At 70.8% G+C, this 15,935-nt stretch carries 14 protein-coding genes and 1 pseudogene; 13 read left to right on the top strand and 2 right to left on the bottom strand.

Features of this window, described 5'->3' with window-relative positions; all coding sequences use genetic code 11:
- Window positions 1-17: 17 nt before the first annotated feature.
- Genes ACIO3R_RS10875 through ACIO3R_RS10865 form a run of 3 tightly spaced genes read left to right on the top strand, consistent with a single transcriptional unit; the run spans window position 18 to window position 3,633 of the window.
- Entirely contained in the window at window positions 18-1,391 is a 1,374-nt protein-coding gene (locus ACIO3R_RS10875) for an NtaA/DmoA family FMN-dependent monooxygenase (protein WP_402105109.1), read from the top strand.
- Window positions 1,388-2,491, top strand: coding sequence for an LLM class flavin-dependent oxidoreductase (locus ACIO3R_RS10870; protein WP_402105107.1), 1,104 nt, complete (start codon window positions 1,388-1,390; stop codon window positions 2,489-2,491). The genes ACIO3R_RS10875 and ACIO3R_RS10870 overlap by 4 nt, the downstream gene beginning before the upstream one ends.
- A gap of 14 nt (window positions 2,492-2,505) precedes the next feature.
- A complete protein-coding gene (locus ACIO3R_RS10865) occupies window positions 2,506-3,633 on the top strand; it encodes an LLM class flavin-dependent oxidoreductase (RefSeq protein WP_402105106.1) in 1,128 nt (375 codons plus the stop codon).
- Between the two features lie 155 nt (window positions 3,634-3,788).
- Here ACIO3R_RS10865 and ACIO3R_RS10860 read toward each other — a convergent pair whose 3' ends face one another.
- Both ACIO3R_RS10860 and ACIO3R_RS10855 read right to left on the bottom strand, forming a co-directional pair.
- On the bottom strand, window positions 3,789-4,703 hold the full coding sequence (locus tag ACIO3R_RS10860; protein WP_385039300.1) for a serine hydrolase: 915 nt from the start codon (window positions 4,701-4,703) through the stop codon (window positions 3,789-3,791).
- Complete coding sequence (locus ACIO3R_RS10855) at window positions 4,700-5,572, bottom strand: LysR family transcriptional regulator (RefSeq protein WP_402105104.1); 873 nt, start codon at window positions 5,570-5,572, stop codon at window positions 4,700-4,702. The genes ACIO3R_RS10860 and ACIO3R_RS10855 overlap by 4 nt, the downstream gene beginning before the upstream one ends.
- 65 nt (window positions 5,573-5,637) lie before the next feature.
- Here ACIO3R_RS10855 and ACIO3R_RS10850 point away from each other — a divergent pair.
- The 10 genes and pseudogenes from ACIO3R_RS10850 to ACIO3R_RS10805 all read left to right on the top strand — a co-directional run.
- A pseudogene (locus tag ACIO3R_RS10850) lies at window positions 5,638-6,237 on the top strand (NTF2-like N-terminal transpeptidase domain-containing protein); the annotation flags it as partial.
- 104 nt (window positions 6,238-6,341) lie between these two features.
- Window positions 6,342-7,463 carry a penicillin-binding transpeptidase domain-containing protein gene (locus ACIO3R_RS10845; RefSeq protein ID WP_402105102.1) on the top strand — a complete coding sequence of 374 codons (1,122 nt, stop codon included), beginning with the start codon at window positions 6,342-6,344 and terminating at the stop codon, window positions 7,461-7,463.
- A 151-nt stretch (window positions 7,464-7,614) separates the two neighbouring features.
- The gene (gene bla / locus ACIO3R_RS10840) at window positions 7,615-8,544 is read left to right on the top strand and encodes a class A beta-lactamase (RefSeq protein ID WP_402105101.1); all 930 of its coding nucleotides are present in this window, start codon (window positions 7,615-7,617) and stop codon (window positions 8,542-8,544) included.
- A 138-nt stretch (window positions 8,545-8,682) separates the two neighbouring features.
- The gene (locus ACIO3R_RS10835; RefSeq protein ID WP_385343304.1) at window positions 8,683-9,558 is read left to right on the top strand and encodes a glycosyltransferase family 2 protein; all 876 of its coding nucleotides are present in this window, start codon (window positions 8,683-8,685) and stop codon (window positions 9,556-9,558) included.
- A 312-nt stretch (window positions 9,559-9,870) separates the two neighbouring features.
- Window positions 9,871-10,632, top strand: a complete 762-nt coding sequence (locus ACIO3R_RS10830; protein ID WP_363022533.1) for a DeoR/GlpR family DNA-binding transcription regulator — start codon at window positions 9,871-9,873, stop codon at window positions 10,630-10,632.
- Window positions 10,633-10,758: 126 nt separating this feature from the next.
- Window positions 10,759-12,123 (top strand): ABC transporter substrate-binding protein, encoded by a 1,365-nt coding sequence (locus ACIO3R_RS10825; RefSeq protein WP_385039326.1) that lies wholly within the window; start codon window positions 10,759-10,761, stop codon window positions 12,121-12,123.
- Window positions 12,120-13,100, top strand: a complete 981-nt coding sequence (locus ACIO3R_RS10820; RefSeq protein WP_402105100.1) for a carbohydrate ABC transporter permease — start codon at window positions 12,120-12,122, stop codon at window positions 13,098-13,100. Before ACIO3R_RS10825 ends, ACIO3R_RS10820 begins: the two co-directional genes overlap by 4 nt.
- Entirely contained in the window at window positions 13,097-13,987 is an 891-nt protein-coding gene (locus ACIO3R_RS10815; protein WP_385039316.1) for a carbohydrate ABC transporter permease, read from the top strand. The genes ACIO3R_RS10820 and ACIO3R_RS10815 overlap by 4 nt, the downstream gene beginning before the upstream one ends.
- The gene (locus tag ACIO3R_RS10810) at window positions 13,984-14,973 is read left to right on the top strand and encodes a zinc-dependent alcohol dehydrogenase family protein (protein ID WP_402105098.1); all 990 of its coding nucleotides are present in this window, start codon (window positions 13,984-13,986) and stop codon (window positions 14,971-14,973) included. The genes ACIO3R_RS10815 and ACIO3R_RS10810 overlap by 4 nt, the downstream gene beginning before the upstream one ends.
- Window positions 14,970-15,932 carry a PfkB family carbohydrate kinase gene (locus tag ACIO3R_RS10805; RefSeq protein ID WP_402105096.1) on the top strand — a complete coding sequence of 321 codons (963 nt, stop codon included), beginning with the start codon at window positions 14,970-14,972 and terminating at the stop codon, window positions 15,930-15,932. Before ACIO3R_RS10810 ends, ACIO3R_RS10805 begins: the two co-directional genes overlap by 4 nt.
- Window positions 15,933-15,935 lie beyond the last annotated feature (3 nt).

Here is a 15,935-nt window from a genome sequence, read left to right as displayed (position 1 = left end):
CGGAAGGACCCCCGATCATGAGCAAGCCGCTCAAGCAGATCCATCTCGCGGCCCACTTCCCCGGAGTCAACAACACCACCGTGTGGAGCGACCCCGAGGCCGGCAGCCACATCGAGTTCAGCTCCTTCGCCCACTTCGCCCGGACCTCCGAGCGCGCGAAGTTCGACTTCCTGTTCCTCGCCGAAGGGCTGCGCCTTCGCGAACAGGGTGGCCAGATATACGACTTGGACGTCGTGGGCCGCCCGGATACCTTCACCGTCCTCACCGCGCTCGCCGCTGTCACCGAGCACCTGGGCCTGACCGGCACCATCAACTCGACCTTCAACGAGCCCTACGAGGTGGCCCGCCAGTTCGCCAGCCTCGACCACCTCTCGGGCGGACGCGCCGCCTGGAACGTGGTCACCTCCTGGGACGCCTTCACCGGCGAGAACTTCCGCCGCGGCGGTTTCCTCCCGCAGGACGAGCGCTACTCCAGGGCCAAGGAGTTCCTGTCCACCACGAACGAGCTCTTCGACTCCTGGCACGGGGACGAGATCGTCGCCGACCGGCAGACGGGCACCTTCCTCAGTGACGCGAAGGCCGGGGCCTTCGTGCACACGGGACAGCACTTCGACATCGAGGGGCAGTTCAACGTCCCGCGCTCCCCGCAGGGAAGGCCGGTGATCTTCCAGGCGGGCGACTCCGAAGAGGGCCGCGAATTCGCCGCGTCGAGCGCGGACGCGATCTTCAGCCGGTACTCCACCCTCAAGGAGGGGCGGGCGTTCTACACGGACGTCAAGGGCCGCCTCGGCCGCTACGGCCGCCGGCCCGAGCAGCTGCTGATCCTGCCGGCCGCCACCTTCGTCCTCGGCGACACCGACGCCGACGCGGAGGAACGCGCCCGCGAGGTGCGCCGCCGCCAGGTCAGCGGCGCCACCGCGATCAAGCACCTCGAGTTCGTCTGGAACCGGGACCTGTCCGCGTACGACCCGGACGGCCCCCTCCCCGACGTCGACCCCGATCCCGGCGAGCACACCATCGCCCGCGGCCGCGCCCAGGTGCGGATGTACCGTGACCCGCTGGCCACCGCCCGCGAGTGGCGGGAGCGGGCCGCCGCCAACAAGTGGTCCATCCGCGACCTGGTCATCGAGACCGGAAACCGCCAGTCCTTCGTCGGCTCCCCGGCCACCGTCGCCGCCACCATCAACGAATTCGTCCAGGCCGACGCCAGCGACGGCTTCATCCTCGCCCCGCACATCACACCGGGCGGCCTCGACGAATTCGCCGACAAGGTCGTACCGCTGCTCCAGGAACGAGGCGTGTACCGCACGGAGTACGAGGGCACCACCCTGCGCGACCACCTCGGCCTGGCCCACCCCGACGAGGTGCGCGAAGAGCGTGAGGCCTCATGAAGTTCCTCGCCATCACCCTGATCGTGCACAGCCCGGACCCCGTGACGGGTGTGCGGAAGCCGACCGGCGACCGCTTCCGCGAAGTGGTCGACAACGCGGTCCTCGCCGAGGAACTGGGCTTCGACGGCTTCGGTGTGGGGGAGCGGCACGAGCGGCCCTTCATCTCCTCCTCACCACCGGTCGTACTCAGCCACATCGCCGCCCTCACCTCCCGGATCCGGCTGTTCACGGCCGTCACCACGCTCAGCCTCCTCGACCCGGTGCGCGCGTACGAGGACTACGCGACCCTGGACCACCTCTCCGGCGGACGGCTCGAACTCATCATCGGCAAGGGGAACGGGGCCGCCCAGCGGGACCTGTTCCAGGTGACACCCGACGACCAGTGGGACCGCAACGCCGAGAGCTACGAGGTGTTCCGGCAGATCTGGCGCCAGGACAAGGTCACCGCCGTGACCCGCTTCCGTCCGGAACTCAAGGACGCGGAGGTGTGGCCCCGCCCCCTCCAGCAGCCGATCCGGGTCTGGCACGGCAGCGCGACCAGCAGGGAGTCCGTCGACCTGGCCGCCCGCTACGGCGACCCCCTCTTCTCCGCCAACGTCACCAACCCCATCGATCCCTACGCCGAGTTGATCCGGTACTACCGCGAGCGCTGGGTACACCACGGCCACGATCCGGCCGGTATCGCGGTGGGCGCGGGAACGGCGGGCCTCTACGCCGCCCGGACCTCCCAAGAGGCGCTCGCCGCCTACCGGCCCGTGTTCGAGGGCAACCTCGCGTTCCAGAGACAGCTGGGCCTGGAACCGGTGTTCACGACCCTGGAGGACTTCGTCGAGCGCAGCTCGGCACTCGTCGGCAGCCCCCAGCAGATCATCGAGAAGGTTCACCGCTACCACGAGCAGTTCGGGCACACCGTCCTGCACCTGCACGCGGACGCCGGGGGACTGTCGGACCGCCGGCACCGGGACTCGCTCGCACTCTTCCAGTCGGACGTGGCGCCCGTGCTGCGCCGGGAGATCCCCGACCCCCCGTTCGCCTGGCGCCCGGTCGCCGCGGCGCCCGCATCCGCACCCCTACCCGCATCCGTGCCGGCCGGCCGCTAGAGGAGACCTCCGCCATGTCCGACATTCCTCTCGGGGTCCTCGATCTGGTCCCGGTCCCGTCCGGCTCCACCGCCACCGACGCCCTGCGCAACTCCATCGACCTGGCCCGCCGGGCCGAGAGCTTCGGCTACGCCCGCTACTGGTTCGCCGAACACCACCTCAACCCGGGCGTGGCCGGGACCTCACCCGCGGTCGTCCTCGCCCTGACCGCCTCCGCGACCTCGGACATCCGGCTCGGCGCCGGCGCCGTACAACTCGGCCATCGCACCGCCCTGTCCACGGTCGAGGAGTTCGGCCTGATCGACGCGTTGCACCCCGGGCCCCTGGACCTGGGCCTCGGCCGCTCCGGCGGCCGCCCGCCCGCAGGGGCGGCCGCCCCGCCGCCGTCCGCGACCCCGGTGGTCGACGGACGCACCCCCAACGGCCTCCGCATCCCGGCCCGCTTCTCCTTCGAGCACCTGCTCGGCTCACCGCGCCTCGCGCTCCAGCGCGAGCTGCTCCAGCAGCCGCATGCCGAATCGCAGGACTACGGTGAGCAGATCGACGACATCCTCGCCCTGCTGGCGGGCACGTACCGTTCTGCGGACGGCGTCGAGGCCCATGCAGTCCCGGGCGAGGGCGCCGACATCGAGCTCTGGATCCTGGGCAGCAGCGGCGGCCAGAGCGCCCAGGTCGCGGGCCGGGGCGGTCTCAGGTTCGCGGCGAACTACCACGTCAGCCCGGCCACCGTGCTGGAGGCGGTGGAGGGGTACCGCGCCGCGTTCCTGCCCTCGGACGTACTCGACAAGCCGTATGTCAGCGTGTCCGCGGACGTCGTGGTCGCCGAGGACGACGAGACCGCACGCAAACACGCCACCGGATACGCCCCGTGGGTCCGCAGCATCCGTTCGGCCGAGGGCGCGATCGAGTTCCCCACGCCGGACGAGGCCCGCGCCCACGTCTGGTCGGACGCGGACCGGACCTTGGTCCAGGACCGCCTCGAAACCCAGTTCGTCGGCTCCCCGGGCCGGGTCGCCGACGAACTGGCCCGGCTTCAGGAGGCGACCGGTGCGGACGAGTTGCTGATCACCACGATCACCCACGGGCACGCGGACCGGGTGCGGTCCTACGAGCTGCTGGCCGAGGAGTGGCGCAAGAGGTGACCGGCCCGCCGGTGGGGTGGGGGGGTGGGGGGGGTACGTCGCGGGGCCGGTCCGCCGGCACCGCGACGCGCCACCCCCTTGGGCGACGCCGTTCCCCGCGTGTCCCTCGCTCCGTCACGCCGGCGGCTGCCCGCAGGAGAGAGGAGGCCGGTCGGTCAGGTGCCCTGGTTCCCCCGCAGCTCCTCCACGGCGACCCGGGCCGCGGCCCCGATCACGGCGTCGGCGCGCGGCAGCCTGCTGTCGGCACGGGCGGCCTGGGTGAACACCACCGCGGTGTAGGTGCTGCCGTCCGCGAGTTCGACGACGCCGGCCTCGTGGCGCAGTGAACCGAAGGTACCGGTCTTGCCGTAGACGGTGACGTCGTCGTAGGGAAATCCGGAGGCGAGCCGGTGCGTCCACGGCTGCCGGCGCATGACGTCGCGCATGAAGGCGCAGCGGCCCTCGGACGCGGCCTCGCCGGTCCAGACGGCCCGCAGGAGCCGTGCCAAGTCCGCCGGTGTGCCGGACGCCTTGAAGGCCGGGTCGTACACCCCCGCCGGTACGACGGTGTCGTTGTCCGCCACGCGAGCCAGGGCGGCGTCCAGCGATGGCGCACCCGTCTCGGCGACCAGCCGGCTGAACGTGCTGACGACGCCGCCGTGGATACGGGTGTCCGGCAGGCCCAGGTCACGGCAGGCGGCGTCGACCACGTCGGGGCCGACCGCTCGGAGGACGGCTGCGGCGGCGGTGTTGTCGGAGACGGTCATCATCAGCGTCACCAGGTCGCGCAGTGACATGGTGACGGGGTCGTGGAGGATGGAGATGCCGGTCGGCCCGGGAACCCGGTCGGCGGCCTCCAGGGTCAGTCTGTGGGACGGGTCGACCAGCCCCGCGTCCGCGAGCCGGCAGAACGCGACCATGAGCGGCACCTTGTAGACCGAACCCAGGGGCAGCTGTTCGTCCGGATCGATGACCACCCGGGCCGACGGGCGGTGCAGCTCCGCCACGTGCAGCCAGCCGCGGACGCCCGCGTCGTCGAACATGTCGCGGATGGTGCGCTCCGCACCGGTGCGGCGCCGAGTCTCTCTCACGGTGCCACCTTCCGGGCCAGGGCGTCCTCGAGCAACCGCGCCGTCTCCGCGGTCTCCTTCGCTCCCGGACGCCGCGGATTCCAGGCCACCCGCAGCCGCAGGGGAAGCGGTGGGTCCGTGGCCGTGCGGCGTTCGACGCCGGAGGCCATCAGCGAGTGGTCCGCCGTGACGAGTACGGCCTGACCCGCCGCCACCAGGGCGAGACCGGCGCGCTCGTCGGAGACCACCACGGTCTCCACGCGGCGGCCGCGACTGGCCAGGGTGTCGATGAACAGGTCATGTGCCGCGGGAGCTTCGGCGCGCGGGCGCACCGCGACCGGCAGACGGGACGGCACCGTGTCACCGGCCCCCTGAAGGCCGACGGGGACGAGGACCCACGTCGGCAGCAGGATCACCCGGCCCGCGGAGAGGCCGTGCAGCACGGAGGGGTGCCGGATCACCGCGATGTCGACCCGCCCTGCCGCGACGTCACCGAGCAGGGCGGCGGTCGACGCCGTCACCATGCCGATCCGGGCCCGCTCACCGGCCCGGACCGGCGCGACCGCCGCCTCGGCCGCGAGGGGCGCCGGCACCTCCGGGGCCAGCCCGAGCCGCAGTCGGCGTCCGTCGGCCCGCTCGCGCGCACCGGTCTCGCGGAGCTCCGAGAGCGCGGCCAGGGCGCGGCGTGCGTGCGGCAGCAGCAGAGCCCCCTCCTCGGTGAGCGACACCCCTCGCTCACGGTCGAACAGGCGGACGCCGACCAGGGCCTCCAGCCTGCGCAGCCCCTGGGACAGAGGCGGCTGGGTCATGCCCACGCGCTGGGCGGCGGCCCCGAAGTGCTCCTCCTCCGCCAGCGCGACGAAGATTTCCAGGTGCCGTTCGGTCAGCACTCCGTACCTCCTGGCGTGCGGTGATATGGCTTGTGAATGAGGTTGATGCCGAGATCGTATTCGACATGCGGCCGGGTGGCGGACTTGACTCCCGGGCAGGGGCAGGCCACACCGCTCGGCAGGCCGTACCGGTGTCGACAGGCCGTCGCGGTCCGACACCGTGCACAGGTGCCCCGTCGACGCCGGGGGCCGTCCCCGGCGGGCCGATCCAGGCCGGACCCAGAACGGAGCGCACCATGGCGCGCGCAGACAGCCGGAACAGTCCCACGCGGTACGGGCGGTGGCACGTCGACCGGCGGCTGCTCGGCATCCTCGTGGCCCTACCCCTGCTGGCGGGAGGCGGGTACGCCGCCTTCGGCCTCCGGGGCGGCGCTTCGCAGGAACCGGATCCGCAGGTGGCGGCCGCCCGGAAGCCCCTCACGGCGTTCCTCGCCGCGTGGGCCGCGCACGACGCCCGGAAGGCGGCCGGCCACACCGACACACCCGACAACGCCGCCTCACTCCTCACCTCGGTGCTGACCAACCTCAAGCCCTCGGAAACCATGATCGCTCCCGGTGGAGGCAGGCGGAAGGACGACGGCGAGGTGGACTTCCCGTTCTCCGTGGCCATGAAGGTTCCGGGGGCGGGGAAGGTCACCTGGAGCTCCCGGGCACAGGTGCTCCGCACGTCGGGGGAGTGGAAGGTCGAGTTCACCTCGCCGATGATCCACCCGGAGCTGAGACAGGGGGGCAGACCCTGGCGCTCAAGAGTGACGGTGGCCGGGCGAAGGTGCTCGACAGCAACGGCGACCCGCTCCGCGCCGATTCCCTCGTCGGCACCGTCGACCCGGTCAGCGGCAAGGGCGTATCCGGTCTTGAGGCCCGCTACGACGCGATGCTGTCCGGGGGCAGGAAGGCGGCCAAGACCCTTGTGGTCGCGGACCGGCAGAGCGGGCGCGCTCTCAGGAGCCTCACCGCCACCGCACCGGCCGAGGGCCGGGCGGTGCATACCACCATCGACCCGCGTATCCAGAAGGCGGCGGCCGACGCCGTGACCGGGGTCGATGAGAACGCGGCCGTCGTCGCGATCGACCCGCGCAACGGCCGCATACTCGCCGCCGTCAACCGGCCCGGCGGCCTCAACCGCGCACTCGAAGGACGGTACCCGCCCGGTTCCACCTTCAAGGTCGTCACGACAGCGGCACTCCTGAAGAGCGGCATCCGGCCCTCGGACCCCGCGGCGTGCCCCAAGTTCGCAGGCGTCAACGGGCAGCGCTTCGAGAACCAGGGACAGTTCGAGCTCCCGACGGGATCGACCTTCACCGACGTCTTCGCCCAGTCCTGCAACACCTACTTCGTCAACGCCCGCAGCCGGCTCTCCGGCACCGACCTGCGCGACACGGCCTGTGCGTTCGGCATCGGGGGCAGCTGGGACGTGGGCACGACCACCTACGACGGCAGTGTCCCCGCCACGACGAGCGACAACGACAAGGCCGCCGCCACCATCGGGCAAGCACGCGTTCAGACATCACCACTGGTGATGGCGTCCATCGCGGCCACCGTCAAGAACGGGACGTTCCAACAGCCGATGCTGGTGCCGGACGCGGTGAAGAAGAAGTTCAGTGCCCCGACGGCGCTGGACGCGGAGGTCACCCGCCGCCTCCAGGAGCTGATGCGCGCCACCGTGACCTCGGGTTCCGCCCATGCGTTGAAGGATCTGCCCGGTCGGCCGCACGCGAAGACCGGAACAGCCGAATTCGGCACCGCGACCCCGCCGCGCACGCACGCCTGGATGATCGGCTACCAGGGCGACTCCGACCTCGCCTGGGCGGTGCTCCTGGAGGACGGGGGTTCCGGCGGAGCCGACGCCGGACCGGTCGCAGCGCGGTTCCTGCGCAATCTGACCGGCTGAACGGACGGCGCCGTACGGGCCCGCCCCGCCGTAACCATCCAGCCCATCCCCGCGCCGGCCCGCTGCGTGTCGGCAGCGCGCCACCACCGTCATCAGGCGCTTCACCCCCGGCGGTGGAGACGCACCCCGTCAAACAGAAAGCCCGCATGCCATGCGCTCTCGCACTCCCGTGTCCCGTCGTGCCGTACTGGCCGGGCTTGCCGCCCTGCCGCTGACCGGATGCACGACCGGCCCGGACACCGCCTCACCCGCCTCGTCCGGCCATGCCCCCTCCAAGTCCTCCGCACCGCCCCCGGATCCCCGTACCGAACAGGCATTCCGCGAACTGGAGCGGAAGTTCGACGCCCGGCTCGGGGTCCACGCGCTCGACACGGGCAGCGGCCGGACCGTCACGCACCGGCCCGACGAGCGCTTCGCCTACGCCTCCACCTGCAAGGCACTGCTCGCCGGCGCCGTACTGGACAAGCGCTCGCTCCGGCAGATGGACCGGCTCGTGCGCTACGGCCGCGACGACCTCGTCAGCGCCTCGCCGATCACCGAGAAGCACCTCAACACCGGACTGACGCTCCGTGAGCTGTGCGACGCCGCCATCCGCTACAGCGACAACACCGCGGCCAACCTCCTCTTCCACGAACTCGGTTCCCCCAGGGCCCTGCAGGACGCGCTCCGCGCGCTGGGCGACGACGTCACCCGCTGCGACCGCTACGAAACCGCGCTCAGCGATGCCACCCCCGGTGACCTCCGCGACACCAGCACACCCCGTGCCATGGCCACCGACCTGCGCGCGTACGTCCTCGGCAGCACGCTCCCCGCGGACAAGCGGGCCGTGCTGACCGACTGGCTCAGGCGCAACACCACCGGTGACCACACCATCCGCGCGGGCGTTCCCGACAACTGGCGGGTCGGGGACAAGACCGGCACGGGCGGCTACGGCACACGGAACGACATCGCCGTCATCTGGCCTCCCGGCGCCGCCCCGATCACCCTGGCCGTCCTCTCCCGCCGCGACACCAAGGACGCCGAACGCGACGACGCCCTCATCGCCCGAGCCACGGAAGTCGCCCTCGGCGGACTCGCGTAGCCGGGCCCGCGGACCAGTGATCCCCCCCGGCGGCCGGCCGAGGCGGCCGTGCGGTGCGTGCCGGCCGGTGTCCGTCACGGCGAGGCCGGTTCGGGCACTAACATCAGCTTCTTTCGCCGACCGCTGGAGCAAGCCGCCATGCCATTGCCGCGCCTCGGAGTTGTCATCGTCACGATGGGCACCCGCCCGAGGGAGCTGGCTGCCCTGCTCGCCTCGGTGGAGAAGCAGGACGTGCCGGCGGCCAGAGTGGTCCTGGTCGGCAACGCCACGCCCCTCACCGACGTCACGGCGGACGTCACCAAGATCCCGCTGGGGGAGAATCTGGGCTGCCCCGGCGGCCGCAACGCCGGGCTGAAGCTGCTGAGCGAGTCGGGCGAGGTGGATGTCGTCGTCGAACTGGACGACGACGGCCTGCTCATCGCGGACGACGTGTTCCGCCGGGTCCAGCGGCTGTTCGCGGACGACCCCGGGCTCGGCATCGTCGGGTTCCGGGTCGCCGACGAGAACGGGCTCACGGAGCGCCGCTGGGTACCCCGGCTCCGGGCCGGCGATCCGATGCGGCGTGGTCCGGTGACCGCCTTCCTCGGGGGCGGACACGCCTTCTCGATGCCCATGCTCGACGGGATCGGGCTGTGGCCGGCGGAGTTCTTCTTCGGGCACGAGGAGTCCGACCTCGCCTGGCGTGCCCTCGACGCGGGCTGGAAGATCCTCTACGAGCCCGAACTCGTCCTCCAGCACCCGAGGACGTCGCCGGCCCGGCACGCGGCGCATTACCGGTTCACCGCCCGCAACCGGGTGTGGCTGGCCCGCCGTCGTCTCCCGGTGCCGCTGATCCCGGTCTATCTCGGCGTGTGGATCTCCCTCGCCATGCTGCGGATGCGGTCGTCGGCCGGTCTGAAGGCCTGGTGGGGTGGTTTCGCCGAGGGACTGCGGACGCCGTGCGGCCCGCGCGAACCGATGAAGTGGCGCACCGTGTGGCGTATGACCCGGCTGGGCCGCCCTCCGGTCCTCTGACGGCCACCACCGCACCGGCAGAGGACCGGGGCGGGCGCCCTGCGGAAACGGGCAGTGGGCCGGTCCCTGAAGCGAAGACTGCCGACCGCTGCGGGCGCCGTTCGGGCACAGGTGCGGCCTCGTTCGGGCATCGGTCCGGGCGAGGGAAACCGGTTCATGCGGACTGACCAGCCACTACGGCCTCGGTGAAACGGGCACGAACGGGCACAGGCGAAGCTGTGAAGAGCCTGGTCGCCATGGGTGCCTTGCTTGTACAAACGACTCATGAGCCCGAACGGGGCCTGGTTCGCAGCAAACGCAGGGAAGTGTGTCGTGGACACCGACGAGCGCCGACGAGAGATCCTCAAGATTGCCCGACGCGACGGGTCGGTGGAAGTGACCGCACTGGCCGGGACGCTTCAGGTGGCCAAGGAGACCGTCCGGCGCGATCTGCACACCCTGGAGGAGCACGGTCTCGTACGCCGTACCCACGGCGGCGCCTATCCGGTGGAGAGCGCGGGCTTCGAGACGACGCTGGCCGCACGCGCCAGCCGGCTCATACCCCAGAAGTCCAGGATCGCGGCGGCCGCGGCCGACCTCATCGGTGATGCGGAGACCGTGTTCATCGACGAGGGACACACGCCCATGCTCGTCGCCGAGGTACTGCCCAGGAGCCGGCCCCTGACCGTGGTCACCGCGTCCCTCGCCGTGGCGACCGTGCTCGCCGACGCGGAGAAGACCACCGTGCTGCTTCTCGGCGGCAGACTGCGCGGCTCCACGATGGCCACGGTCGACCACTGGACGACCCGGATGCTCGCCGGATTCGTCATCGACCTGGCGTACGTCGGGGCGAACGGGATCTCCCGTGAGTTCGGCCTGACCACGCCCGACCCGGCCGTGAGCGAGGTGAAGGCCCAGGCCATGCGCAGCGCCCGACGCCGTGTCTTCGCCGGGATCCACACCAAGTTCGGCGCCGTGAGCTTCTGTCGCTTCGCCGAGGTCGGCGACTTCGAGTCCATCGTCACCGATACCGGTCTGCCCTCGGCCGAGGCGCAGCGCTACTCACGGCTCGGCCCGCAGGTCATCCGCGTCTGACGCACTCCGCGGACCCCGTCCCCGCAGTCTTCGTACCGCGTACCCCGGAAGCCCCGCCCGTCAGCCGGGATGGCTGACATGCCCCTTACAGGAAATCCCTCGATGACGAGTGATCAGGAGAACCACATGCTCCACCACCAGGAACGTCGACGCAGGCTGAGTGTCCGTCTGGGTACGGGCGCCGCCCTCACGGCCCTGCTCGCCGGGTGCAGCGGCGCGGGCGGCGGCACCTCGTCCAGCGGCAACGACGAGATCAACGTGCTCATGGTGAACAACCCGCAGATGGTCGAGTTGCAGAAGCTCACCGCGGACAACTTCACGAAGGAGACCGGCATCAAGGTCCACTTCACGGTCCTGCCGGAGAACGACGTCCGCGACAAGATCACCCAGGACTTCTCCAACCAGGCCGGCCAGTACGACGTCGCCACCATCAGCAACTTCGAGGTGCCGTTCTACGCGAAGAACGGCTGGCTGCACCCGCTCGACGACTACACGGCCAAGGACAAGACCTTCGATCAGAAGGACATCCTGAAGCCCCTGCAGGAATCCCTCACCGCCGAGGACGGCAAGCTCTACGCCGAGCCGTTCTACGGCGAGTCGTCCTTCCTCATGTACCGCAAGGACGTCTTCGCCGAGAAGAACCTGAAGATGCCGGCGAAGCCCACCTGGCAGCAGGTCGCGGATCTCGCGGCCGAGGCGGACGGCGCCAAGACGGGTATGAAGGGCATCTGTCTGCGCGGTCTGCCCGGCTGGGGCGAGGTCATCGCCCCGCTGACCACCGTCGTCAACACCATGGGCGGCACCTGGTTCGACAAGGACTGGAACGCGAAGCTCGACTCCCCGGAGTTCAAGAAGGCCGTCCAGTTCTACGTCGACCTGGTGAGGAAGCACGGCGAGGCTGGTGCGCCCCAGGCCGGCTACGCCGAGTGCCTCAACAACATGACGCAGGGCAAGACGGCCATGTGGTACGACGCCACCGCGGGCGCCGGATCGCTGGAGGCCTCCGGCTCCCCGGTCAGGGGCAAGGTCGGATACGTGGCCGCCCCCGTCGAGAAGACCGACAGCTCCGGCTGGCTCTACACCTGGGCCTGGGGCATGCAGAAGGCCTCCAAGAAGACCGACAGCGCCTGGAAGTTCATCTCCTGGGCCTCCGGCAAGGAGTACGAGAACCTCGTCGGCAAGACGGTCGGCTGGCCCAACGTGCCCGCCGGAAAGCGCGCGTCGACGTACTCCAACCCCGACTACCTGAAGGACGCCTCCGCGTTCGCCAGTGTCACTCAGCAGGCCATCTCCGGCGCGAACCCCCGTGACCCCGGCACCCAGCCCCGGCCGACCGTCGGCATCCAGTTCGTCGACATCCCGGAGTTCACCGACCTGGGCACCAAGGTCTCGCAGGAGATCAGCTCCGCCATCGCCGGCCGCCAGTCGGTGTCCGACGCCCTGAAGGCCTCGCAGGCGCTCGCCGAAAAGGTCGGCAAGGAGCAGCAGTGAGTGCCCCAGTCTCCACTCCGGAACTCGTCCCGGCCGGTGCGCCGGGCCTCCCCAGGCCCCGCACCACCGGAAAGGCGCGCGGCCGGGCCCGCGCCTGGGCCACCCGCGCCCCACTGCTGCCCGCCCTGATCTTCCTGATAGCCGTGACCCAACTGCCTTTCGTGGCAACGGTCGTGGTCTCGTTCTTCGACTGGAACTCGCTCTCGCCCGACGAACGCAGCTTCAGCGCGTTCGCCAACTACGGGGAGGTCTTCAGCGATCCGAGCCTGCGGGACTCGGTGTTCACCACGGTCCTGCTCACGGCGGGCGTCGTGATCGTGAGCGTCGTGCTCGGGCTCCTCCTCGCCCTGCTGCTCGACCGCAAGTTCATCGGCCGCGGGTTCGTCCGCACGCTGCTGATCACGCCCTTCCTGCTGGTGCCCGTCTCGGCGGCGCTGATGTGGAAGCACCTGCTGTACAACCCCGAGTACGGCCTGCTGAACGGGGGCTGGGCATGGTTCACCGGACTGTTCGGCGTCGACAGCCCCGGACAGCCCGACTGGATCTCCGACATGCCGCTGGTCGCGGTCGCGACCGCCCTCGTCTGGCAGTGGACCCCGTTCATGATGCTCATCCTGCTCGCCGGACTGCAGAGCCGGTCCAGCGAACAGATGGAGGCCGCGCGGCTGGACGGCGCGAACGCCTGGCAGATGTTCTGCTACCTGACACTGCCGCACCTGCGCCGCTACCTGGAGCTCGGCGTGCTGCTCGGCTCGATCTACATCGTGCAGAACTTCGACGCGGTGTTCACCATCACCGCCGGCGGCCTCGGCACGGCCAACCTCCCCTACACGATCTATCAGACCTTCTACCAGGCTCACGAATACGGACTGGCTTCCGCCGCAGGCGTGGTCGTGGTGATCGGCACCATCGTCGTCGCGACGTTCGCCCTGCGTGTGGTCTCGTCCCTCTTCAGCGAGGAGGCACGCCGCGCATGAGTACCCTGACCGCTCCGCACACCCCGGAGGCGGGCCGCGGCGACCACGCCCGCGTGGCACGCAGGGGCAGGCGACGCTCCACCGTTCTCGGCCTGATCGCCTGGGTCGTCGGTATCGTCTTCTGCGCGCCCGCGCTCTGGATGCTGCTCACCTCCTTCCACTCGGAGGCCGACGCGGCGACCAACCCGCCGTCGCTCGGCGCGTCCCTCACCCTCGACGGCTACCGGGTGTTCTTCGGCGCCGACGGAGGGGCGAGCCCCTGGCCGCCGCTGATCAACTCCCTGACGGCATCCGTGTTCTCCACGCTCTTCGTGCTCGTACTCGCGCTCCCCGCCGCGTACGCGCTCTCGATCAGGCGAGTGGAGAAGTGGACGGACGTGATGTTCTTCTTCCTCTCCACGAAGATGCTGCCGGTCGTCGCGGGGCTGCTGCCCGTGTACCTCTTCGCCAAGAACACCGGGATGCTGGACAACATCTGGTTCCTCGTCATCCTCTACACCTCGATGAACCTGCCGATCGCGGTGTGGATGATGCAGTCGTTCCTGGCGGACGTGCCGGTCTCCATCATCGAGGCCGCACAGGTCGACGGCGCCCGGCTGCCCACGGTGCTGATCAGAGTGGTGGCGCCGGTCGCCGCACCCGGTATCGCGGCCACCTCGCTGATCTGCTTCATCTTCAGCTGGAACGAGCTGCTCTTCGCCCGGGTGCTCACCGGCGTGGCGGCAGAGACCGCACCCGTCTTCCTGACGAGCGTCGTCACCAGCCAGGGGCTCTTCCTCGCCCAGCTGTGCGCCGCGTCCGTCGTCGTGTCCCTGCCGGTGCTCGCCGCCGGCTTCGCCGCCCAGGACAAACTCGTCCAGGGCCTTTCTCTTGGAGCTGTCAAATGAGGGCTGCGATCATCGAGTCCATCGGCAAGGTGTCGGTCGAGACCGTCCCCGACCCCACCCCGGGCCCCCGCGACGTGGTCATCGCCGTCAAGGCCTGCGGGCTCTGCGGCACCGATCTGCATATTCTGCAGGGCGAGTTCGCACCCGCGCTGCCGATCATCCCCGGCCACGAGTTCGCGGGCGAGATCGTGGAGACCGGCTCCGAGGTGACCGAGCTGTCCGTCGGCGACAACGTCGCCGTCGACCCGTCGCTGCACTGCCACGAATGCCACTACTGCCGCAGCGGGCGAGGGAACCTCTGCGACAACTGGAACGCGATCGGGGTCAGCAAGCCCGGCGGGGCCGCCGAGTTCGCCGTCGCCCCGGTGGCGAACTGTGTGAAGCTCCCGGACCACGTCGACGTACGTACCGCGGCGCTGATCGAACCGCTGTCCTGCGCGGTGCGCGGCTACGACGTGCTCAGGTCCACGCTCGGAGCCAACGTGCTCATCTACGGCTCCGGCACCATGGGACTGATGATGCTGGAGCTCGCCAAGCGCAGCGGCGCCGCCTCCGTGGACGTGCTGGACGTCAACCCCGACCGGCTGACCACCGCGGAGAAGCTCGGCGTCTCGCGCTCCGCCGCCTCGGCCGACGAGCTGGAGACGGTACGGGGCTGGGACGTCGTCGTCGACGCCACCGGCAACGCGGGCGCCATCCAGGACGGGCTCGGCCGGGTCGCCAAGGGCGGCACGTTCCTCCAGTTCGGCGTCGCCGACTACGCGACGACAGCCGTCATCGAGCCGTACCGGATCTACAACCAGGAGATCACGATCACCGGCTCGATGGCGGTGCTGCACAGCTACGAGCGGGCCGCCGCACTGTTCGCCGGGGGAGTGATCGACCCCGCGGTCTTCATCAGCGACCGGCTGCCGCTGGAGCAGTACCCCGCCGCCCTGGAGCGGTTCAAGGCGGGGCTGGGCCGCAAGATCGTGGTCGAGCCGTGAGCGATGGCCCCGATGCCGTACTGGTGATGGGCGAGGCGCTCATCGACCTGGTGCCCGCCGCGGACGACCCGGGAACGCACCGGGCCCAGCCGGGCGGAGCCCCCGCCAACGTCGCCGCCGGACTCGCCCGGCTGGGCACGCCCAGCTGGTTCGCCGGGGCGCTCGGCGGCGACGGATTCGCCCGGCTGATCGAGGAGCGGCTGCGCTTCGCCGGTACGGAACTGGGCCTGTGCGCACGCTCGGAGCTGCCCACCGCGCTCGCGGTGGCCGACCCGGGCCCCGACGGCACCGCCGGCTACCACTTCCATCTGCGGGACACCGCCACCTTCCTGCTGCCGGAGCACACGGCTGACGTGGGCCGCTTCGGCGCCGTGTACACGGGCGGACTCGCCGCGGTCGTCCCGCCCGCCGCCGAGGCGGTGGCCGCGACCGCGCGCGCCGGGGCCGGGCACTCCGTGCTGGTGGTCGACCCCAACGTCCGCGAGGACCGCACGCTCGACCACCGGTCCGCCGTGCGCCGGCTGCGGGACCTGTGCGAACTGGCCCAGGTCCTCAAGGTCAGCGACGAAGACATGAAGGTGCTCTGGCCGGGCACCGCCCCCGAGGAGACCTGCGCACGACTGGCCGCGGAGAACCGTCTGGTGGTGCTCACCCGTGGTCCCGCGGGCAGCACGGCCTTCATCCGGGACCTGGGACAGGTCTCCGTCCCCGCGGTCCGGGTCGACGTGGTCAACACGATCGGCGCGGGCGACGCGTTCATGGCGGGGGTGCTCAACTGGCTGGGCGATGCCGGAGCGTTCCGCGACGGCGGCGCCACAAGGCTGTCGCGCGAACGGGCGGCCGAGATGCTGACGTTCGCCTCGCAGGTGGCGGCGTCCGTGGTCGCGCAGTCGGGGACCGAGCCCTCGCGGCCGCACCACGACGGCACACCGACGCCCGCCGGTGCGCGACAGCGGTGAACA

The sequence above is a fragment of the Streptomyces sp. NPDC087428 genome, from assembly GCF_044744085.1.
Taxonomy (GTDB): domain Bacteria; phylum Actinomycetota; class Actinomycetes; order Streptomycetales; family Streptomycetaceae; genus Streptomyces.
Note: the sequence above shows the minus strand (reverse complement) of the source record. Positions and strands in the feature narration are given on the sequence as shown.